The sequence below is a fragment of the Paenibacillus camerounensis genome (assembly GCF_000723885.1).
In the GTDB taxonomy this organism is placed as follows: Bacteria; Bacillota; Bacilli; order Paenibacillales; family Paenibacillaceae; genus Paenibacillus_AQ; species Paenibacillus_AQ camerounensis.
Window position 1 is genome coordinate 1 of record NZ_CCDG010000070.1, and the last position, 21,694, is coordinate 21,694.

15 protein-coding genes are annotated in these 21,694 nt (G+C 53.5%); 5 read left to right on the forward strand and 10 right to left on the reverse strand.

All coding sequences use genetic code 11. From position 1 onward, the window contains the following. The 3 genes from BN3772_RS24000 to BN3772_RS24010 form a co-directional block, all read right to left on the reverse strand. The coding region (locus BN3772_RS24000; protein WP_042202836.1) for a hypothetical protein at window positions 1-555 on the reverse strand (555 nt) is incomplete at its 3' end. A 150-nt stretch (window positions 556-705) separates the two neighbouring features. Then, a complete protein-coding gene (locus tag BN3772_RS24005) occupies window positions 706-1,617 on the reverse strand; it encodes an AraC family transcriptional regulator (RefSeq protein ID WP_042202837.1) in 912 nt (303 codons plus the stop codon). A gap of 142 nt (window positions 1,618-1,759) precedes the next feature. Beyond that, on the reverse strand, window positions 1,760-5,500 hold the full coding sequence (locus BN3772_RS24010) for an alpha-L-arabinofuranosidase C-terminal domain-containing protein (RefSeq protein ID WP_042202839.1): 3,741 nt from the start codon (window positions 5,498-5,500) through the stop codon (window positions 1,760-1,762). Between the two features lie 234 nt (window positions 5,501-5,734). On the opposite strand from BN3772_RS24010, the gene BN3772_RS24015 reads away from it, so the two are divergent. Further along, window positions 5,735-6,166 carry a hypothetical protein gene (locus tag BN3772_RS24015; protein ID WP_042202840.1) on the forward strand — a complete coding sequence of 144 codons (432 nt, stop codon included), beginning with the start codon at window positions 5,735-5,737 and terminating at the stop codon, window positions 6,164-6,166. Window positions 6,167-6,301: 135 nt separating this feature from the next. Then, complete coding sequence (locus BN3772_RS30745) at window positions 6,302-6,442, forward strand: hypothetical protein (protein WP_157643641.1); 141 nt, start codon at window positions 6,302-6,304, stop codon at window positions 6,440-6,442. A gap of 113 nt (window positions 6,443-6,555) precedes the next feature. Here the strand turns inward: BN3772_RS30745 and BN3772_RS24020 are convergent, their stop codons facing one another. The 4 genes from BN3772_RS24020 to BN3772_RS24035 all read right to left on the reverse strand — a co-directional run bounded on the left by BN3772_RS24020 (window position 6,556) and on the right by BN3772_RS24035 (window position 12,269). Then, window positions 6,556-7,143, reverse strand: coding sequence for a lysozyme inhibitor LprI family protein (locus BN3772_RS24020; protein ID WP_052380670.1), 588 nt, complete (start codon window positions 7,141-7,143; stop codon window positions 6,556-6,558). 182 nt (window positions 7,144-7,325) lie between these two features. Then, the gene (locus BN3772_RS24025; protein ID WP_042202843.1) at window positions 7,326-10,112 is read right to left on the reverse strand and encodes a glycoside hydrolase family 3 protein; all 2,787 of its coding nucleotides are present in this window, start codon (window positions 10,110-10,112) and stop codon (window positions 7,326-7,328) included. Window positions 10,113-10,361: 249 nt separating this feature from the next. Continuing rightward, entirely contained in the window at window positions 10,362-11,480 is a 1,119-nt protein-coding gene (locus tag BN3772_RS24030; RefSeq protein ID WP_042202896.1) for a saccharopine dehydrogenase family protein, read from the reverse strand. 72 nt (window positions 11,481-11,552) lie between these two features. Then, the gene (locus BN3772_RS24035; RefSeq protein ID WP_042202845.1) at window positions 11,553-12,269 is read right to left on the reverse strand and encodes a class I SAM-dependent methyltransferase; all 717 of its coding nucleotides are present in this window, start codon (window positions 12,267-12,269) and stop codon (window positions 11,553-11,555) included. 153 nt (window positions 12,270-12,422) lie between these two features. Between BN3772_RS24035 and BN3772_RS24040 the strand changes: the two genes are divergently transcribed. Then, complete coding sequence (locus BN3772_RS24040) at window positions 12,423-13,574, forward strand: helix-turn-helix transcriptional regulator (protein ID WP_042202847.1); 1,152 nt, start codon at window positions 12,423-12,425, stop codon at window positions 13,572-13,574. A gap of 193 nt (window positions 13,575-13,767) precedes the next feature. Here BN3772_RS24040 and BN3772_RS24045 read toward each other — a convergent pair whose 3' ends face one another. Next, window positions 13,768-13,959, reverse strand: coding sequence for a hypothetical protein (locus tag BN3772_RS24045; protein ID WP_042172067.1), 192 nt, complete (start codon window positions 13,957-13,959; stop codon window positions 13,768-13,770). Between the two features lie 245 nt (window positions 13,960-14,204). Here BN3772_RS24045 and BN3772_RS24050 point away from each other — a divergent pair, with 245 nt between their 5' ends. Both BN3772_RS24050 and BN3772_RS24055 read left to right on the forward strand, forming a co-directional pair. After that, complete coding sequence (locus BN3772_RS24050; protein WP_042202849.1) at window positions 14,205-15,521, forward strand: putative DNA modification/repair radical SAM protein; 1,317 nt, start codon at window positions 14,205-14,207, stop codon at window positions 15,519-15,521. A 5-nt stretch (window positions 15,522-15,526) separates the two neighbouring features. Next, entirely contained in the window at window positions 15,527-16,360 is an 834-nt protein-coding gene (locus BN3772_RS24055) for a TIGR03915 family putative DNA repair protein (RefSeq protein WP_042202850.1), read from the forward strand. Window positions 16,361-16,505: 145 nt separating this feature from the next. Here the strand turns inward: BN3772_RS24055 and BN3772_RS24060 are convergent, their stop codons facing one another. Then, complete coding sequence (locus tag BN3772_RS24060) at window positions 16,506-17,348, reverse strand: aldo/keto reductase (protein ID WP_042202852.1); 843 nt, start codon at window positions 17,346-17,348, stop codon at window positions 16,506-16,508. Window positions 17,349-17,551: 203 nt separating this feature from the next. Beyond that, complete coding sequence (locus BN3772_RS24065; protein ID WP_042202855.1) at window positions 17,552-21,631, reverse strand: S-layer homology domain-containing protein; 4,080 nt, start codon at window positions 21,629-21,631, stop codon at window positions 17,552-17,554. Window positions 21,632-21,694: the final 63 nt, after the last annotated feature.

The following is a 21,694-nucleotide window of genomic DNA, read 5'->3' on the forward strand; positions in this document are numbered from 1 at the left end:
CGCCGGTCCACTTTCGGCGGAATCAGAGGCATTTGTGCTCTTCATTCCGCCCGCCGATCCACTTTTGGCGGAATCAAAGGCATTTTTGCTCTTCATTCCGCCCGCCAGCCTACATTTGGCGAAATCAGAGGCATTTGTGTTCTTCATTCCGCCCGCCAGGCCACTTTCGGCGGAATTAGTGGCATTTGTGCTCTTCATTCTGCCCGTCAGCCCACTTTCGGCGGGATCAGAGGCATTTGTGCCTTTCATTCCGCCCGCCAGCCCACTTTCGGCGGAATCAGAGGCATTTGTGCCTTTCATTCCGCCCGCCAGCCCACTTTCGGCGGAATCAGAGGCATTTGTGCCTTTCATTCCGCCCGCCAGGCCACTTTCGGCGGGATCAGAGGTACTTTTGACCTTCATTCCGCCCGCCGGTCCACTTTCGGCGGGATCAGAGGCATTTTTGCCTTTCATTCCGCCCGCCAGCCCACTTTCGGCGGAATCAGAGGCATTTGTGCCTTTCATTCCGCCCGCCAGCCCACTTAAGGCGGAATCAGAGGCACTTTTGCCTTTCATTCCGCCCGCCAGGCCACTTTCGGCGGGATCAGAGGCACTTTTGACCTTCCTTTCAGCCGCCAGACCGCCTTAGGCAGAATCAAAGCTCTTCCTCCCCCGCACCAATAGCAAAAGCCGCCCAAAGGGCGGCTTCTATCTATTCAACCCATTTCACTCCAGCCCAAGCTTCTTCACCGGCCGCAGCACGGCATAGCCGTAGCCCTCCGGAAAATGGCGCTGGTAATCCTGCTTCTCTTCCTCATCCCAGACGTAACCCATCTGCTTCGGATCATAGTTCCAGGCTACCTCCTCGACCGTGCGCATGACTGCACCGTTATCCTGCAGATAATCAAACGGCGGGTGGAAAAAGACCAGATACTCCGAAGCCGGAATCTCCCGGCACTCCATTCCCTCCGGGATCTCACCGGTATAGTCAGCCGGTACCGGGATTCCGTACAGATAGCCCTTTTGCCCGTTCTCGTAGAACCAGCCGGCGGTCTGTCCAAGCTGCCCCTCCAGCGTATGGTGTGACATGCTCTCCAGTGTGCCCGACACCTCATCACAATCATGCCCGTTCTTCCAGAAACCTCCGTAATTGATTGAACCCGGATCACGGATGCCGATAAACTTATGGGCCGGTATGAACTCAAGCTTAATCTCCGCCGGCTGCAGATGAACCTCTCTCATCTTGTTACGCTCCTTCATCAGATAGTGATAAGGAGAGAAGACCTCGGCACGAATGGCGAGCGGAATGGGGCTGCGGGCTGTACGATACGCTCCGGGCGTCAGCTTAAAAGCCTTCATAAACGCCCGTGAGAACGCCTCCTGCGAAGAAAATCCGTACTTTACGGCTATATCCAGAATGCGGTCATCCGTATCGCGGAGCTCCAGGGCGGCACGGCTGATCCGCCGCAGCCGGATATAGTCCCGCACCGTCATTCCGGTCAGCGTGTGAAACTGCCTGGTGCAGTAATACGGCGAATAGCCAAGCTGCTCCGACATCCGCAGCAGCGTAGGCGCGTCCGTAAGATCCCTGTCGATCCAGTCAATCATCAGCTGGACCATTTCGTTCCATTCGTACATCGGTGCCTCTCTCCTTTCACTATGAAGCATAGCAAAGGCAGATTACGCAGATTTGACTTGAGTTGCAGTTAGGCTCTGTACGCCGCCGCCATCAGTTGGGCTGCTGCACAATCATTACAACAATCAGCCTGCCCTTAACCGGCTATATTTCCAGATCCAGCACCAGCACACTGACCGAGTTCGCCGGCAGCTTCAGGACCACCGGATTGCCGTCTATGGTGAGCTGCCGCTCCTGAGGCACGATCCGCTCATTATTCTTCTGATTCACATTAGGTACATGAACCAGCGCGGCATCGCCGGTCAGGGTAATCAGCTTCGCCGCTGCTTTTACGTTCAGATTCTGCAGCTGCAGTGCGGTCGCTTTTGCCACGGCATCCGGGTTGACCAGCTTCACATACACATGCTCCGCATCTTTAGTTACCGAGTTGAACACCTCGCTGTTGTAGGCCTCCAGCTTGTAATCCAGCACTCTGCTGCCTGTCTGCCCGTCTGTGTACGAACAGCTCAGCCTGCTGCCGTCCGCGCCGCCGTAGTTCACTGTAATCGTGTAGTCTGTGTTGTTCTCAATCTCTTCATAGCATGCCGCCCGCAAATTTCCAGCTGCCGTGCTGGAGGAGTAATCGCCAAGCGTGTACGCCTCTACGCCCTGCTTGAACACCTTAAGACCCGTAGCGTTTCCGCCGTAGCCGACAGCATACTCCAGAACATTCTTTGTCTCCGCAGCAATATCTGTTAAACCCACACCGACATAGAAGCCGTCTTCACCTTGTCTCCGGGATGCCTTAACCTCTACAGTATAATCTGTCCAGCTGTCATCCAGGAAATAGAGCCCGCTGCGGCCGCTGCTCTGCCCCTTCAGCAGCAGACCTTCGCCGCCCGGCACTACATGCTCCGCCGAACCGGGGATAATCTGCCAGCCGGGATGAAGCTCCCCGGTGAAGTCCTGCTCCAGCAGCACCCTTCCGTCCTTATTCGAGGTTACCTTGGCCTCTTTTACCAGAATATCCGCGCTGCCCGCAGCAAGCTCGATCCCGCCATGCGGAATGAGTGAAGACGGTTTGCCCTTCGCATACGCAGAGAAAGAGGTCGCAAGCACCTTAGTGCCCAGATATCTGGCGTACAGCTGCTGCACATAATAGTTCGGCGTGAACCAGACGGTCTCATCGTCAAACCAGATACAGTCCGGGGTCCAGCGGTAGGTTCCGTCGGTCAGCACTTTGTTGAACAGCGGGGCGTAGGCGGCCAGCCGCACAACGTCAGCATTATTCTCGAATCCGGTCATTACTGCGGCTTCGGCAACAGCGCCGGCCAGGGTGTTTTTATCCGTGGAAGCATATTCCCCAACGAATACCTTAGAGGTTGCTGTCCAGTCTATGCTGCCGTCCGCCTGATACGCCCGGTAGTAATAGTTGTAACGGTCCGCGTTCTTAAGCAGATATTCATTGGAACGGTAGTAATGCTCATCCGCAATGGTATCCATGTAGTCCGGCTGATTCCGGTACCAGGTCACCGTTTCTTCGATAACATTATGGCCGTCGGCAAAAGCCACCTCCGCCGTGCCGTGCAGATTGCCGCTGAGGAATTTCCATCCCTGCTGATAGGCATCATCGTCCGCCTGGGCGCCGACTGTCGAAATAATATGCAGCTCATAGCCCGGATAATGCTGCTCCATATACGCATCAATAGCCGCCTTGAACACCTCAAAGTTAGCAAAAAACTCCGTGCCCCAGTTCTCATTCCCGACGCCCAGATAACGCAGGTCAAACGGTGCCTCATGCCCCATCGTTCTCCGCATTTCAGCCCATTCGTTCTGCTCAAAATCCATGCTGAGCGCAAAGTCGATCAGATCGGTAAAGTTCTTAATATAATAGTCACGCAGCTCCCCGCCGGCCGGATGGGCGTAGTCTGACCGGGCCTGACAGAGCACACCGCAAGCCATAACCGGAAGCGGAACCGCATTCAGATCCTCAGCCAGCTGAAAATATTCCATATAGCCAAGGCCCATAGTCATCATGTAGCCCCAGACGTTAAAATTCTCCTTACGCAGCTCCACGCTGCCGACGGAATCTTTCCAGTCATAGACATTATCCCAGATGAAGGAGCCCTCGGAAATACAGCCGCCCGGAAAGCGCAGGAATTTGGGATGCATGTCCGCGAGCGCGTTCACGAGGTCTTTTCTCAGCCGGTAGTTAGGGTTACCCAAGTAATTGGCATGAGCCGTCTGCGAGCGTTCTTCTTTCCCGGCCCCCCATACCTCACGCGGCATTAGCGAGACCATATCAATGGAAATCTGACCGCTGAAGACCAGCTCCAGCTGAGCTAATACAGTAGCTGTTCCTGTCAGCACAACTTCCGGCCGGACTCCATACTTCTTCCAGGTGCTCCCGCCTTCCACCGTTACACTAACCTCATCACTGACCGGCCTTCCCTCGGCATCCTGCAGCTGCAGCACAATCGTCCCGCCAGCCTCCGACTTGGCCCAGACGGTAAAATCGTACCTTCCGCCCTGCTTAACCGCCATGGCACAATACCCGTTCGAGTCGGCAAAGCCGCGGTTACGGATGACCGCTCCGTCAGCTACTGTCACATATGTGGCGTTCACATCCTGATCGGTAAGGCCAAAAAATTCATTTAAGCCGCCCTGCTGCTGTGGTGCCATTTTGTCCGTATCTCCAGACCAGGCGAACAGCGGCTCACGGTTCCTTCCGGTTGAGCAGCCGCATTCGCCGGAGACCTGTGAGTATGTATCAAAAGCAAAAGACTCAAACGAACGGTTCTGCACCAGCTCTGCATAAATGCCTCCGTCAGCCGCATTGTTGATATCCTCATAAAATAATCCGTACATCACCTCACTGACATCCAGCACCTCACGGTCACCGTGGATCGTCAGCGTGTACGGGGGCAGATGCTCCGGCAGCACGGAGAGCTCAAAGCTTTTGCGGGCGGATACAGTGCCTTTGCTCAGCACCGCCGTTAGCGTTACCGCTTCAGCGCTGTCCAGCTGCCGGATTGCGCCCTGTTCAGACAGAACCTCAGGCTTGTCCGAGGTCCAGGCCACCTCTACGTTTCCGCCCATCAGCGCTGCCGGCAAGGACAGATCCTGCGTAACAATGGCAGTCGGCAGTGATAAATATTTGTCTGCTGCCAGCTGCACGATCTCGTCATCCGTCAGCGACTCGCACATCACCTCAATGACTTCATCCGCCGACAGGCCGGCTGCGTAGATCCGCAGATCGGACAACGCCCCGGCAAAATCAGAATCCACCGTATACTGCGAACGTCCGATATAGTTCCTGCTGTAGTTATCCGGATCGGTAAAGGTAGCAAACCATTTACGCAGCTGGGCGTAATTGCCGCTTGCCGTCTGGCTGATGGAGCCGTCGGCCGCCACCTCACCGTTCACATAGACCACCGGACCGGCGCTGCTCAGCGTTCCGCCCTGTGTTCCGGTAATGGACAGGGCAAAATGAATCCACTCCCCGTTCGCAAAGCCTCTCCCCGGATCAGCCGACAGGTCGCCTCCGGCCGTAAGCGTACCGCGTAAGCCCCGGGTCAGGAACAGATACGGCCCGGCTTCGCTTTTGCCAAAATCAAAGATGCGCTCCCATACATTCGTCCCCTTGCTGAAATTCACCCAGGCAGATACCGTCAGGCCGTTGTTGTCGCTTACATCTGTAAGCAGGCCCGCAGGCAGCTGAATATAGGAAGTACCGCTTGGCCCGCCCGCGAAGCTGGCAGCAGTCCTTCCCGCCACCTCGCATACCACTGGTACACTTTTGCCGGAAGCCGTGCCTTCCCGTTCATGTCCTGAGCTGTCTTTACCGGCATTTGCTGTGTTATCGAACTTATAATGGGCAATAAGCTGATCACGAAAATTTGTCATTGCGGATTCTCCCAACCTTTTATTTAATATTAATATAAATCAATTCATATAAATAAGTACTATAATGCTATACTACTCTATCCTGCGCCCATTTCTCAACTGTTATTTGCTGACGATGATATACCGCATAGCCGACTCCCTGCAAAAAAGCTTGCAGGCGTATACACATCCGCACAAGCCGTATCCAAATCCCTGTGTACTATAGTAGTAAACAGGAAGGCGAGGTGATCCTTGATGGGAAATTCGGCAAAGGTGCGCAGGCAGGCCAAGCAGTTAAAGGGCCGCAGGGTCTGCATTACGCTGCATGACGGACGGACGTATGTGGGATGGATAACCGGTTATGAAAAAGAAGCGGTGGTCCTCTCCGTCGCACCGCGCGCCCGCAAAAAAGCGGGAAGAGCCTCCACTGCCCGTACCAGGCAGGCGGAGGTATCCGCATTTATGCCGCTGCTCGGGCCGCTGCTGGGCGGTCTGGGCGGAGCAGGCGGCGGAGCTGCAGGACTCGGCGGGCTGATGGGCGGCGGAATGGGCGGACTGCTGGGCGGGGGCTTGCGCTTCTTCGGCATGGTCCGCAGGGCGATGCCGGTTATGAAGATGGGCTACGGCATGATTAAGCAGATCCGGCCGTTTATGACCGGTCTGCAGGGCTTAATGAATAAGGAATAACCGCCGCAGGCGGACACAACCCCAGAAAGGAGAGGCGCACACCTGCGCTTCTCTTTTCTATAAGAAATCCCTGTTCCCTTAAGCGGAACGCAGCTGATCTCCATGCCTGTGTTCTCGCTAGGATATATGGCTGGAATGGTCTGGCCGGAGCTGTCCTTTCACACCCTCGTTTATGCGGATATTGCCGTCAAGCTGGCCTGGGGCACAGCACTGCTTACTTCCGGCCGCCCGCCAGCTGCCGGAGCTTCTGCAAATGCTGCAGCAATAACCAAATGAACGATAACCGGACAACACAAGCAGAAGAATCATTTATCGCGCGAAATTTTTGAATGCTTATATCTCAAAAAAAAGACACCCTCAAGGTGTCTTTTTCTGAATGAGCAGCAGTCTTACTTCATGTACGTATTGACCAGCTCATAGCTTCTGTCCTTCGTGGTGCTTGCCAGCACAGCCACATATTCCAGCGGCTGCATCGTGCCGCCTTCATATTTAGCTGCTGCTTCCTCCGCTGTTTTATCCCGGTAGGTGATCCATTCCAGCTGCTTCTCCTTGAGGCCGTCCATTTCACTCTCGGAGAGCACGCTCTTGAGCGCAGTGTAAACCTCATTCAAAGCCTTATCCCAACGCTCGTATTCCTTAGTGGCAGCCTCGGTCATGGAGGCCGTTACTCCGGAATCATATTGCTCCTTCAGATCGCTGAGCCCCGCTTCCACAGCATCCAGCTTATCCAGATATTTTTGTTTAACAGAGGAAGCCGCAGGCGTCTGTTCAGCGGCAGGTGTAGCCGCCGGGGCTGTCGTTGCCGCAGCTGCCGTTTCTTCCGGTGCAGCAGTTACCGGAGCCGTTGCTGCCGGCGCAGCTGTCTCCTGTGCAGCCGGTTCAGAGCCGGCCGAATTGGTATTCTGCTGTGCGTTATTACCGCAGCCGGCCAGAGCAAGGCTGCACATTATTGTTGTTAGAAGGATTGCTTTTTTCATGTTGCATTCATCTCCCTTTAAGTTGTAGTCAGGTTGCCAGATTCTAAGCAGCTGTATATCTAAGACGGAACCGGGAGCCGGATAGTTGCTTACTTCTATATTAACCAAAAATAGCAGCAGGCACTCGGCTTCCGCCCGAGTGCCTGCTGCTATTATGCCTGAGAAGGCGCTGCGGCCTTATCCTACACCTGTTTAAATTCGACTGATTCCACCTGCATTCCCGGCTTCACGTGCTCAAGCGTCAGCTCATAGAGCCCTGCTTCCAGCTGCGCCTTAACCAGCTTCAGCTGAATCAGGCGGCCTTCGGTCCCGTTGGTCTGGACGGTTGTAACGGTCCGTCCGTTCAGGTTCAGATTGCAGGCGCTCTGCGCCAGCTCGGTATCCGGAGACTTCACGCGGGCGAACAGCCGGTACACTCCGGCCTGCTCTACGTTCAGCACTACCTTGGCTTCTCCAGCCAGTGTGACCTGTCCTTGTGCGGACAAGGCCTGCGCCTGTTCTGCTGCCAGCGACGGATTGGCGGTAAAGGATTCCACTGCCTCTTCAATGACCTGCTCCCTGGAAGAGACCGGCGCCTGCAGGATGAACTCCAGAATGTTAACCGCGCTGCGCTGCAGCTCTCCGCGGGTCAGCGTGCCGTTCGCCAGCGCTTCGATAGTATTGTCTCCGTAAGCATTAGTTTCCGCACCGAAGTTGCTGACAACCATATACAGGTCATTCTGGGCACGGACCATCCAGTTGGTCAGCTTGCGGTCTGCCGGCCCGCCCTCCGCACAATCGTTCATCACCGCCCACCAGTCGGTCATCACGATGCCCCTGAAGCCCCACTCGCCGCGGAGAATTGTTGTGTTCAGGTCATAATTGGAGGCTGCCCAATGTCCGTTGACCGGGTTATAGGAGGTCATAATCGAGTTCGCCCCGCCCTCCTTGACCGCAATCTCAAAGCCCTTCAGGTATATCTCGCGCAGAGCGCGCTCTGATACAACCGCATCAACCTTGCTGCGGTATTTTTCCTGGTTATTGCAGGCAAAATGCTTCAGCGTCGCACTCGATCCGCCCTTGCGTATCCCGCGTGTGCAGGCTGCGGCGAACACGCCGGAGACCAGCGGATCTTCAGAGAAATACTCGAAGTTGCGCCCATTCAGCGGACTGCGGCGGATGTTGAGGCCTGGACCCAGCAGCGTGTCAATGTTGTTACGCAGCAGCTCCTGACCTTCCATTACATACAGCTCTTCTACCAGATCCGCATTCCAGGTTGCCGCAAGCAGTGTTCCGATGGCGACCTGGGTCGCCTTCTGTCCGCTGTCCATCCGGATGCCGGACGGGCCGTCTGACGTACAAGCTACCGGAATACCGTAGCTGTACAGTGAATCCGTTACCCCGCCAAAGGCCGAAGCCGTTCCCGGCGTAACAAGCGGGCTGCTCATCCCTTCCCCTCTAACCAGTGCCGCCAGATCCTCATCACTGAGCTGGGCAATGAACGCCGCCAGGCTGACCTTGCCCTCCTGCACATCGCGCAGCTTATAGCCCCGGTCGCCGGTCTGCTCCAGACTTTGCGGCAGGTTCTGCTCTATCCGCCCGGCCAGATCAATCTTCCGCTTCGGCGCTTCAACGTAAGTCAGTTCATACGAACCGTCTGCCCGGCGGGTGCCCGGCACGATTCTGGTGAAGCTCTCTGAAGGTGCCAGCGCCTCCTGCAGCTGCTCCACTACTTCGAGCGCTTCCACGATATAGCCTTCTTGTCCTTCAAAAGCGATCGCCTGAGCGTTCCTCACGCTGGTTCCCGCATATAGACGGTACGTTCCTGCTTCCAGCACATAAGCGGATGGATGCCCTGTTACACCGGCGTCATCATAAGAAGCCATAGTCTGCAGCTCGAAGCCCAGTGCAATGGTCTCCGATTCACCCGGATACAGCACTCCGGTCTTTGCGAAGGCTGCCAGCGCTTTAACCGGCTGGCCCAGCTTGCCCTGCGGCGCTTCGTAGTAAGCCTGTACAACTTCTTTTCCGGCATAGGTACTGCCTGTATTGGTTACGGTTACGTCAATCCATGCATAGGTCTTCTCGTCCTTGGTAAACAGCCTAGCTTCACCCGGCTCTACACTAAACGTGGTATAGGACAGCCCGTAGCCGAATTCAAACTGGACCTTGTCCGGACAAAACGTCTCGAAATACCGGTAGCCCACATAGATATCTTCCTGGTATATATTCTTAAACTCATTACCATAGTTGACTGTCGACGGATAATCATCAATGGAATAAGCAATGGTATCAGTCAGTTTGCCGCTAGGCGTAACCTCTCCAACCAGCACATCGGCAATCGCATTACCGCCTTCCATTCCGCCCTGCCAGGAGTAGAGCACACCGGCAACCGGGTTGACATGGCTCTGGTCGTTCAGCCAGCTCATATCAATAATATTCGATACGTTCAGCACAACAACCGTCTGCTCAAAGGTGGCTGTAACCTGCTTCAGCATCGTCTTCTCATCTGCGGTCAGCTGGTAGCTTCCCGCCGCATCGGCATTGTCCTGATCTTCTCCGGCTGTGCGCCCGATAACAACGATAGCCTTGTCTGACCGGCTTCTGGCCTGCTTCACCAGCTCATCGGTCAGCGGCATCTCCTTCTGATGCCAAGGCTCAGCTGCCCAGCCGCCTCCGCCGTTGTCGAACGGATTCTGCTGAATCCACTCTTCATATATAGCCGCCAGCTCTTCATTGACCTTAATATTCTGTTTGCTGCGCAGCCCGTCCAGCAGATTAGTTGTATATGCCACATTCACGCTGCCGCCGGAACCCGTACCGCTGCGGTAGTAATTCACCTGGGTTCTGCCAAAAACTGAAGCGGTTTCGTTTTCACGGAGCGGCAGTACATTTCCTTCATTTTTCAGCAAAACTGCACCTTCTGCAGCCACTATTCTGCTGAATTCAGCAAAGCCCTCTAATGGAACGCCAATCTTATCTGTGCTCAAGTGTGCTTCCTCCCGTTTATCATATCTATATCTCTGGCAGACTCTAACCCTACTATAAAGAATACCCTTACAAGAATCAAAGGTTTGAGCTAATTTAATAACGTTTTCTGCAAAAAAAAACAGCCTTTCCAGTCCTGCAGGACCCGAAAGGCAGATAAATAATTATACCGCAGTCTTGTCCGGCCAAACATGAGCACGGCCGGAATAAATAAGAGTAGAGCTGCGTCAGCTGTCTGCCAGCAGCCCTGTTTAAGTAAGCCTGCTCCAGCTGCTGATCCCGCTAATGATGCCGGAACTGCCGGCTTCAGGCTCCTGGTCCAGCAGCTGAAGCGAGAGGTGGTCCGGCGCAAGGCTCAGCCGGAAGAGCTGCTCCAGATGATGAATCCCCGGCTTGTTATGCCCCTCCTGATAGATCGCTGCGGCCACAACAGCAGCCACGCGGGCGGTAATTTCCGCTTCCTTCAGTCCCTGAATAACATATTCGGAGCGGGCCGCAGCTCCGTCCTTCAAGCCGGCGGCCTCTATCTTGACAGCATAACGCTCTGTACCCCAGCGGACGCGCCCGAATGAGGCTATAGCGAGCTTCCGCAGCCGCCTGCCCTTCAGCAACCGGAGTGCCCCGAGCTTCTGCAGCAGCGCAATGCCTGCCGTGGCGGCTCTTGAATCAAAGCAAAGCCTGGTTGAGACAGTCGGGATACCCAGGGTCCGGGCCAATGTCTGCTGGTCCGCGAACGGGAAGCGGTAAGCCCTGCGGCGGCCGAGATCCGCGCCCCAATCCGTCAGCAGGCCGTCCGTATAGCTGTCCACCCTGGTGTTCCGGCCTTTCTGCATCACCTCAAACTGTGCTGACAGATTGTCCACCGTCCATTCAATGGCTGCCTGTCCGTGGCTGTCACCGAGCCCCAGCAGAATGCCGATATCCAGCTGCGTCACCTCATCCATGGAACGGACGGCTTCGCCCGCCAGCAAGTTCGTCAGCCCGGGCGCCAGCCCGACGCTCATAACTGCAGCAGCAGTATAGCTGCTGCCCGGGTTAAGCTGCGCCATTTGCCGGAAAAATTCAATATTTGCGGTAATATCAATGTAATGAATCCCCTCCCGGAGGCAGGCCTCAGCAAAGGAGGTATCCTGCTGGTCCAGACACATCACGATAAGCTTCACCTTACGCAGCCGCTGTGCAGGGAAGGCCTCAGCCGCATCGATCCGCATGGGCTTCACCCGTCCTCCGGTGCTTTGGCTGAACTGCTCCGCACGCGCGGCATTGCGGCCCGCTGCATAGACCGCTCCCGGAAATCTTTCACTCAGCAGCGTGCAGATCTGGCCTCCTACATGGCCGTACCCGCCGATTACAACAATCTCTGTCCTCATCCCGTTGTGCTCCTTATACCCGTATGTGTAATTAATCCGCTTCTCCATACTATGCAAGATTCTCCCTGAACCTCAGGGCTGCCTGACTGCTGTCCATCCATTAATTAGAAAAGAGCCGAAGAAGCCGGATAGCTGCGTGAATCCGGCTTGCTTCAGCAGCAGCTCCATTTCCGCTGCCGGAAGCGGATGGGAAGTCACTCCGAAGGAAGCCGCGAACTGCTCCCAGTCGCTCAGCTCTACACCCCCCTGCAGCATATGCACCTTCCAGCCGGCCATCTGCAGCTGCCAGGCCTGTGAAGCAGGGTCGCCATTAATGGCTGAGATAAACAATGGGGCACCGGGCTTCAGGCGGGCGGCAATAGCCTTCAGAAGAGCGAGCTTACTCTCCCGTCCCTGTACAAAATGCAGCACCAGCATACAGGTTGCCGCATCATATTGCCCGCCGCTGCTCCAGGAGCAGAGGTCCGCATGATGCAGGTGCACCCGGTCTGTAAGTCCGGCCGCAGCAATCCGCTGGCCGGCAGCCTCCAGCATGCCGGCGGACGTATCCAGGCCGCAGAACCGCCAGTCCGGATGGCTTGCGCCCAGTGTAATGATCTCCTGGCCGCCGCCCGCGCCGACGACCAGCAGTTCAGGACGCTCCTGCTTATCCAGCAGGGCTGTAAGCAGCTTATCTATCAGCTCATACTGCAGCTGGTAGCCGGGTATTTTGCGGCTGATATTACGCGTGTACCGGTCCGGGTCCGCCTGCTCCCATGGATTAACAGTTCCGTTCTTGCCGTCCTTCATAGAATCTCCTCCGTTTGATGATCTGCTCCGATCAGCTATAATTAGAACTATTCTTTATTATCCGGACTGCCGGTGTGTCAGACCATCCCACATCTATGGGATTTATAGCGTCGATCAGTAACAATCATTCACATACAACGAAAGGAACGGACTATGAAAGAGGCATTTGCCGCAGTAACGAAACTTCTGCAGGGGCTGGATCAGGAGCAGAAGCTGTCTTCGCTTATGTACCGGGAAATTATGCTGACGCGGATCAGAACAGCTCTCGGCTTCGATGCCGCCTGCTGCACAACCGTCGATCCGTCCACCTTACTGACTACAGGCGCTGTTACCGAGCAGGGGCTGGAGTCCATTCACGGCTCTCTTCTCGACAATGAATATTTGCAGGATGACTATAACAAGTTCACTGAGCTGGCCCGGTCTGCCGCGCCTGTGCGGTCATTACGGGAAGCCACAGCCGGACGGCCGGAGCTGAGCCGGCGTTACCGCGGGGTGCTGCAGCCTGCGGGATTCGCAGACGAGCTCCGGGCTGCGCTAACGGCAGGAGGCGCCTGCTGGGGCTTCCTGATTCTGTTCCGCAGAGAGGGGAATAAGCCCTTTCAGCCCGAGGAGCTGCAACTAATCAGCAGCATCGCGCCGCTGATTGCCGGCCGTCTGAAGGCTATGGCACTAAGCCCGGCCTCTCAGAATGACTCCGGTGTCCAGCCGGAGGAGGGAATTATTATCCTGGATGACCGGCTGGAGCCGGTAAGCCTTAATACGGGAGGACGCTACTGGCTGGAGCAGCTGCAGCAGATGGAACAGCAGCCGAAGCCCGGCCTGCCCGGTCCGGTCAGAGCGGTCTGCCTTAGGGCGCTCGGCGGGAGTTCGCCAGGCGGGGGTATTCCAGCCGAGGGTATGCCGGATGGGGAGCAGCCTGCCGTTAACGGACTGCCGCACGAAGTGCAGCCCGCCAACGGCAACTCTTCGGCGGCAATGCTGCGCTTCCGCGCTCTGGATGGCCGCTTCATGAACGTCACAGCCAGCAGACTGGAAGGCCCGTCCGGTCTGGTCCAGCTGGCCGTATCCATTACGGCAGCCAAGGCAGCTGATCTGCAGCCCCTGATTACTGAAGCCTACGGCTTCACGGACCGCGAGAAGGAGATTATCAGCCAGCTGTCCATGGGGCGGTCAACCAAAGAGCTCGCGCAGCTTCTGCATATTTCCGCCTACACGGTGCAGGATCATCTGAAGTCGATCTTCGCCAAAGCCGGGGTCAGCAGCCGCCGGGAGCTCATCTGGCTGCTCTACTCCAGGTACCAATAATCCCGTATCGCTGTTAACCGCACAAAGACGCCCGCAAGTAAGCCGTAAGACGGCTGCTTGGGGCGCTTTTTAGGATTACCCGGACAAACATACAAAAAAGAAACCCCTCTTAGATAATCCGGAAGCCGGCCAGACTGTTGCCAGCCTATTCAAAGGAGAGGTTTGCTTGCTGATAATTCTTAATAAAACCGTTTTATTTGCGCCTGGTCGCCTTCATCATCCGGTTGTACATAATCAGCGCAGCAATAATCATCGCAATCATCGCAATGCTGCCAGCCGACTCCTCTGTCATGCCGAACAACAGGCAGACTGTAGTTACCAGTGATCTCGTCACGAAGACAACCAGAATCAGCATAATCGGCCGCCAAATATTATATTTCCTCATTCCCGCAACACTCCCATTCTAAATGTAATCAAGCTCATTTTCTCTCTGTTAGTTGCTATTATAGCATAAGCAGGAATGCGGTTACATTTTAGACTCTTCTTATGTGCATAATTAACCCCGTTATTCCGGAAATAACGGCAGCTCAGTCCGTTAGAATTGTGCCGCAGGCTTTTTGCGAGTCATTATTTGGATTTTGACAGGAACATTTGTTCGGTATATACTTTCTTCAGGAGGAGTGTGTACCGATGGATATGATGGAGAAGCTAGAAATTTTGACGGAATCGGCCAAGTATGATGTCGCCTGCACCTCAAGCGGCTCCAAGCGCTCCGGCCAGGCCGGAAGCCTCGGAAATGCGGTCAGCTTTGGAATCTGCCACAGCTTTGCCGCGGATGGACGCTGCATTTCGCTGCTTAAGGTACTGATGACCAACGGCTGCATTTATGACTGCGCCTATTGCATTAACCGTAAGTCTAACCCTATCCGGCGGGCTGCCTTTACTCCGCAGGAGATCGCCGATATTACCATGCAGTTCTACCGCCGCAATTATATAGAGGGGCTGTTCCTCAGCTCCGGTATTATGCGCAGCTCCGACTATACGACCGAGCAGCTGATTGCCGCGCTTGAGCTGCTGCGCAATGAGTATAAGTTCCGCGGCTACATTCATGTAAAAGCCATTCCCGGTGCAGATGACGCCCTGCTGTCCCGGCTGGGCATGCTCGCTGACCGCATGAGCGTCAACATTGAGCTGCCCTCCCAGGAGAGCCTGCACCGGCTGGCTCCGGACAAGAGCAAGCAGTCCATCCTGCAGCCGATGAACCTGATTAAGAACAAGATTACCGAGAACAGTACGGAGCTCGTTAAATATAGACATGCACCGCGCTTCGCACCTGCGGGCCAGAGCACCCAGATGATCATCGGCGCCACGCCGGATACCGATTACCAGATTCTGAACCTTACAGAGGGGCTGTATAAGAAATACAAGCTCAAGCGGATCTTCTATTCCGCCTATACCCCGGTAGTTGAAGACTCCCTGCTGCCTTCGCTGGATACCAAGCCGCCGCTGCTGCGCGAGCACCGGCTGTATCAGGCGGACTGGCTGCTGCGCTTCTACGGCTTCGAGGCCAAGGAGCTGCTCGACGAGGCCGCGCCCAACTTCAACCCGCTGCTCGATCCGAAATGCAGCTGGGCGATCAATCACCGGGAGCAGTTCCCGGTGGAGGTCAACCGCGCTCCGTATGAGATGCTGCTGCGCGTACCCGGCATCGGCGTAAGAAGCGCCCAGCGGATTATCAAGGCCCGACGGGCCGGAACGCTCGATTTCCATGCGCTGAAGAAGCTCGGGGTTGTGCTCAAGCGCGCCCAGTTCTTCATCACCTGCAAAGGCCGGCCGCTGGAAGGACTTAAGGTTGGCGAGCACACGCTGCTCCGCTCGCTGATGTCCGGGCAGGAGCTGGCCAAGTTCCAGCAGCCGGAGATCGAGCAGCTCTCCTTCTTCGACGACAGCTATCTGGCCGCGCTGCCGGAAGCAGGGCGGGCCGCATCCTTCAGCTACGGAGGCTAAACGCCATGTTTAAGACGACTACCCTGGCTTATTCCTATGACGGCAGCTTTGAAGGGCTGCTGTGCTGTGTGTTCGAGAGCTACCAGTGGAAGGAAACCCCGCTGGCCATCCATTCAGAAGGCAGCGGACAAGGACTGCTGCTGGAATCCAAATGGATTGAGACCGACAGCATTAAGGCAGACCGGGTGCTGCGCTCCATTCCGCTGAAGATATCCCGTGAAGCGCAGGAGCTGGTCCGCCTCGGCTTCTGGTCTGCTGCAGCGGACAAAGAGATGCTGCTGCTGAATTTTCTTTATCTGGGCTTCACCCACGGCAGTGCGGTCATGAACATGCTGGCTGATGATACGGTCTGCGCCCTGAACAAGGCAGTCCGGCTGCTCCGCCGCGAGGGCCATCACTATCTTGGCTTCGTCCGGTTCAGCGTATACGGCCCTGTCATGGCTGCGGTCATAGAACCGCAGAGCTACATTCTGCCCGTTATTGAGGACCATTTCTGCGACAGATTTCAGAGTGAGAGCTTTATGATCTACGACCGCACCCACAGGGTAGCGCTGATCCATCAGCCGGGCCGGCACGCCATTGTACCGCTTGATGAATGGGTACCGCCGCAGCCGGATGAGACCGAAGCTGCCTACCGCAGCTTGTGGCAGGGCTTTTATCATGCCATTGGCATCAAGCAGCGCCGGAACGACCGGCAGCGCGCCTCCATGATGCCGAAGCGCTACTGGAAGCACCTGCCGGAGATGACCGGTATTCCGGCAGTCCGGCCGGTACAGGCTGTCCGGCAGCAGAAAGCCCCGCGCCGGATGAGGAGCCCGAAGCCGCGTGAACTACAGTAAAGAGTGCCTTCCCCGTTCATCAGGGACGGCACTCTTGTTCGGCTACAGCTCTTTCTGCATCGGGTTCAGCCGGGTTTCGCAGCATATTGTATATGACCTACAAAAGCACCCCGCAGGGTGCTCTTTTTTCTGTTATGAAGCTGATTTACATCTCTTCGTACTCGGCCGGGTTCTGCTCCCAGAGCCGCCCGTCCGGTTTGCTCATGCCTGAGATGATGCTCATCTCAGGCTCTGACAGCTCAAAATCAAAAATCTCAAGGTTCTCCTTCTGATGCTCTGCCGAGCCGGTCCGCGGGATCGGAACCGCACCCAGCTGGATATGCCAGCGCAGAATCGCCTGGGTTGGTGTTTTGCCATGGGCAGCCGCAATGGCTGCAATCTGTTCATTCTTCAGCATGCTGTGGCCGCGTCCAAGCGGGCTCCAGGACTCCGTTATTATACCGTGCCCGGCATCCTTTGCACGCTGCAGCTCCTGATTGAACAGCGGATGCAGCTCCACCTGATTGATGCTCGGCGCTACGCCGGTTTCTTTTATAATACGCTCGTTATGCTCCGGCAGGAAATTGCAGACCCCGATCGAACGGACATGCCCGCGCTTCTTCGCCTCGATCATCGCCTGCCAGGCCTCCACATACTTATCCGTCTTCGGATTAGGCCAGTGGATCAGGTACAGATCGTAATAATCCAGGCCTGCTCTATATAAGGATTCCTCAATCGTCTCAAGTGCCTCCTTATAGGCATGGTGCCGTCCCGGAAGCTTCGAAGTAATCCGCAGCTCTTCTCTCTGCAATCCGCTCTTACGGACAGCTTGTCCGACCGCCCCTTCATTCTCATAATTAAATGCCGAGTCAATCAGCCGGTAACCGGCCTCAATGGCTCCGGTCATTGCCTTCACTCCATCTGCGCCTTTCAGAAAGGCCGTACCAAAGCCTATAGCGGGTATTTTCAGACCGTCATTCAAAACCTTTTCGGGAATATGCTGGTTCACTTTGTATTACCTCCTTGGCTGGACTGGTTTAACTATAGCAGCGAAATGTTGTACACCTTTTTACTATACCCTTCTTTTACCCTCTCACCCGAAAAAAACACTTAGCCAGGCCGGAATACAGAAAAAGAGCACCCCTAAAGGTACTCTTTAACCGCTTCATGCCTCAGATGCTGTAACTGCTATCAACATCCTCGGCTTGTTCATTATTCGTTGGTGAGCTTCAGTACCTTCATCAGCTGATACAGCAGGACTGCACTCTCCTGACGCTCTGTTTTCTTGCCTGTCTGGAACTGGAACGGGCTGTCCGCCTGCAGTATTCCGCTGTCCTGTGCGAGCACATAGTATGGCTTCACCCATTCAGGCAGATTAGCAGGATACGCTGCTTGAGCAGCTTTTCCCTTAACGCTTGTTCCGCTATATTGTAAAGCATTGACCAGCATAACAACCATCTCCTGATGGCTGATTTCCTGATTTGGACGGAATGTACCGTCCGTGAAGCCGTTAATCAGTCCTGCATCAACAGCAGCATTTACTTGCACAGCATACCAGGCGCCGGACTGGACGTCCTTGAAGCTTTTGGATGCCTGCTGCTTCGGCAGAATACCCAAAGCGCGGTTAAGCATTGCGGCAAATTCAGCACGTGTGACAACTGCCTCCGCCTTGAAGCTGCCATCTCCGTAGCCGTTAATCACATTGCGGTTCGCCAGAGCCAAAATACTGTTTTTATAAGGACTGCTGCTGCTTAAATCTTTAAATTGCACCTGATTCTGAACAACAGTATATACAGAGTTCCCTTTGCGCTTCATGGTTACCTGCAGAACCCCATCCTTCCATTCCCACGTGGTAGGCACCGGAACAAAGGCCTGTGTGACCGGATCATAGGTTAATCCGCTGTAAACAGCATTTGTATCCTGGGCAACCTTAAAGCTGATACCATGGCTTACATAAGCGGAGAATGCGGACAGGATCTGATCCGTACCGCTGCCTGTCAGCTTAACCTCGTAGTCCACGGGGTTACCCAGCACTACAGCGGAAGATCCCTTTAACTGGTTATCCAGCTTAACCTTATAATCATTTGCCGCCTGGGCAATTGTGATTACAATCTCTCCTTCTGTCTTACTACTGGAAGACAAAGAATTGACCGGCAGCTGAAGCTTGCCTGACGCAGATTCCAGGATCAGCACAGCATCTTTTGCACTGCTATTAATACTATCCAGCACACTTGAACCAATCCGGAACTGGGCATGCTGCGTTACTGCGGTTTCATCAGCCTTGACAGTAATGACCGGATTCTTTTTGAATTCAGCATCAGTCAGAATCTTTGAAATATAAGCAGAAGAGATTTCCGTCAGTGAAGAACGGGTGCCGTCTGTATTCTCTTGCATTGTAGTCACGAGCTTGGCATCTACCGCAGGCGCAGCGCCAGAACCGCCGGTTGCACCGACATTTCCGGGGCCGCCCACGTTTCCAGGGCCCCCTACGTTTCCAGGGCCGCCGCCGTTTCCGGGTACGGTTCCTGCTCTGTCGTCAATAATAGCCGGCACAGTAACCAGAGTACCCATACTCTCAAATCTATTAACGGTCTGACGGGTAATTACAATCTTATCTCCAGGATTGCCGATATTTCCAACAGGAACGGTAATAGTTGAACTATTTGGAGCAACGATTCCATAACCATAGTAACGGTACTGCTTTTCATCGTACACACGGATAATATCTCCCGGCATCAGGTTATTCACGACAACCTTATCCGATTGAATCCAGTATTTATACACACTGATGGACGATGCCGCAATATCCGGCGTTACTTTTTCCAGAAATGCCGCCTTACTGTAGAACGGGGAAACAAAGCTGTCATTCTCCGTAAAAACACCGATTCCCAGCGCTTCATCAGGTACGGCTATATCGAGGGTAAGGCTATAATTTTTCTGTCCGCTGCTTACTACGGCTAAAGCTTCTCCTATGGGGCCTTCCGCATCAACAAAGTACAAAGAATATCGTGCGCCAGGCAGTTCTTCTGCTCCTGCAGTCCACTTCACTGTGCCTTTAAATACATTAATTGCCGGATCACTGTCTGTCAGCACTATATCTGACGGGAGATAGCCGGGTGCATCATAGAACGGTACGAGGAGATACATATCCAGCACACGTTCGCTAACAAAAAGACCGTCGCCTTTAAGAACCGGGAACACCCCTAAGCCTACTGTCCCTTTAGGCACATCACTGAAAGATATATCGTAGATAAATAATGAATCGGTTGATAATTCTCTCTCTTTAAGCGCCCAAGATGATTGAAGTTTTTTTCCAGTGCTGTCTACAAAATAAATCGAATACGCTAGAATATCTTCATCGCTGGCAGCCGGTTTGAAGGACAAGAATCCGCCAATCCGTCCGGCAGCCATATCATCATCTACAAACTCTCCATTCGAGGGCATCAGTGAAGCACTTCTTACATTCTGCATTTCTTCAAGACTGTCATACTTATATAATTTACTGTCTGTAGATAAGAAAATAGCCTGGTCATTCCCTACATAAGCTTTGTTGATAGTCATAAACAAATCATATGTTTGTGAAAAACTGTCTCTGTCGTAAACTTTAGTTTTGCTGAATACCAGGCTACCGCGCGCATAAATAATATCATCCTGATAAGTTCCATAAATAATAGAAGGTTTATCCAGGTCATATCTGGAGTATCCGTAATAAAAACTGTTACCATCCATCAGCAACGGATAATATGAACCGAACTGTCCATAGCTTTCAAGCAAATCAAAACTCTGGCTGTTGAACTTTTCGAAGCCCATAAAACCCATTCTATAGATAATTTCCCGATCCGGATCGAACGCAAAGCTGCTATACGTGGAACTAATATTGGTCTCAACTTCGTATACAGCATCCGAGACAGAGGTGTATACTGCTGAAGTAACACTTATACCGGGACTGAATGAACTTCCGCTATAAATAATCCGGTTATTATAATCAGGGAATACATTTATCGGATAATGTCTGGTCGTAACCTTGGCAATATCCGTTTCCTGCGGAATACCGTCGTGCAGATTGACAACATTAATATGATTTTCGCCTTCGAAGATTACATAGAGCTTGTTATCAAATAATTTGATTTGTCTCGGTTTGGAGCCGATGAACATTTTCTTTAACACACTCAGGTCCGCTTTGCTGATAACAGCCAGCTCATTGGTTTCTGCAAGAATGGCATAAATATAAGCCGAGCTGTCGTTCGTAATCCAGTCTGTAATGGCATAATCACTCTTAAGTAAATTAGCACCTGTTGTAAAAAGGGCTGACTTTTTAGGAGGGATCGAAAGATCTACTCTGGTAATTATTTTGTCCTCATAATAACTATTCGCTGTTCCGACAAGATAAGCTCGGCCTTTGGAATCAAGCAAGGCAAACTTAGGTTCATTGGCAAACGGAAGCAGTTGCGTGTAAGAATGCTTATCGTAAATCCCCTGAATTGTAACAACGTAGGAGTCTGTTATATACAAAACAACCGATTCAAGATGATCGTAACTATTGGCTGACCTCGGATAGCTTCCAGTGGCTTCAAGAACATTATGTTTATTAAATTGATGTCCGCCAAAATAAACCGATTGTTCATCTAAAAAAATATGCTTAAGCGCTAACGAGGGCCCGCCTATTTCCATATTGTCATAAGCATCCTGACTAAGGATAGCTCCTGTCTCTGCGTCCATAGCTGTTAATCCGCCATATGAGGAAATCCGGCCCGCGTATAGCACATTCGCGGACTCATCAATGGCCAGAGCCTCCGCATAATAAGAGAATTCACTGGTTAATATAGCAGATTTCCCGCTAGCCTTGTCATACTTATAAATCCCATTATCAGTGTCATAATACAGGTATTTAGAGCTGGCAGCGACTGAACTGGGAATCCCGGTTGTAATAATAGTACCCGTAACCTGTTGAGCAGAAAGGTCTACTGTCTTAATCATAGTCGCTCCGGAAAGGGCAATCTGTAAAAATTGTCCGTCCTTGGCCAGATACGAAGGCCTTGATCCTACATTTAACGTCTTCTCAATTTTAAAATCACTGAGCCGGATAAAATAGAGATTATTCTCACTGCTTGAGACGGCGTAGATATAGCCTGCCTCTTCATCCATAATCCAGTCCGTTAAGTCAGCGGGGAGTGAGAGCTCCACAGAGGATGCTGTTGGCTCTGCACTGGCTTGAGGCATAATCACCCCGAGCAGATTAAATACCAAAAGCACTAACAGAAATATTACTAGACATTTTTTCCCCGTTTTCATAAATCGAGCTCCTTATTGTTGGTTTTTACCAGATTTCATCATACTATGCAGTGGAAATTATTT

Bases quoted from the DNA above. Each gene is read 5' to 3' on its own strand.
- BN3772_RS24040 (WP_042202847.1), top strand. From the start codon at position 12,423: ATGAAAGAGGCATTTGCCGCAGTAACGAAACTTCTGCAGGGGCTGGAT.
- BN3772_RS24050 (WP_042202849.1), top strand. From the start codon at position 14,205: ATGGATATGATGGAGAAGCTAGAAATTTTGACGGAATCGGCCAAGTAT.
- BN3772_RS24005 (WP_042202837.1), bottom strand. From the start codon at position 1,617: ATGTACGAATGGAACGAAATGGTCCAGCTGATGATTGACTGGATCGAC.
- BN3772_RS30745 (WP_157643641.1), top strand. From the start codon at position 6,302: ATGGTCTGGCCGGAGCTGTCCTTTCACACCCTCGTTTATGCGGATATT.
- BN3772_RS24065 (WP_042202855.1), bottom strand. From the start codon at position 21,631: ATGAAAACGGGGAAAAAATGTCTAGTAATATTTCTGTTAGTGCTTTTG.
- BN3772_RS24055 (WP_042202850.1), top strand. From the start codon at position 15,527: ATGTTTAAGACGACTACCCTGGCTTATTCCTATGACGGCAGCTTTGAA.
- BN3772_RS24010 (WP_042202839.1), bottom strand. From the start codon at position 5,500: ATGACAAATTTTCGTGATCAGCTTATTGCCCATTATAAGTTCGATAAC.
- BN3772_RS24030 (WP_042202896.1), bottom strand. From the start codon at position 11,480: ATGAGGACAGAGATTGTTGTAATCGGCGGGTACGGCCATGTAGGAGGC.
- BN3772_RS24045 (WP_042172067.1), bottom strand. From the start codon at position 13,959: ATGAGGAAATATAATATTTGGCGGCCGATTATGCTGATTCTGGTTGTC.
- BN3772_RS24015 (WP_042202840.1), top strand. From the start codon at position 5,735: ATGGGAAATTCGGCAAAGGTGCGCAGGCAGGCCAAGCAGTTAAAGGGC.
- BN3772_RS24035 (WP_042202845.1), bottom strand. From the start codon at position 12,269: ATGAAGGACGGCAAGAACGGAACTGTTAATCCATGGGAGCAGGCGGAC.
- BN3772_RS24020 (WP_052380670.1), bottom strand. From the start codon at position 7,143: ATGAAAAAAGCAATCCTTCTAACAACAATAATGTGCAGCCTTGCTCTG.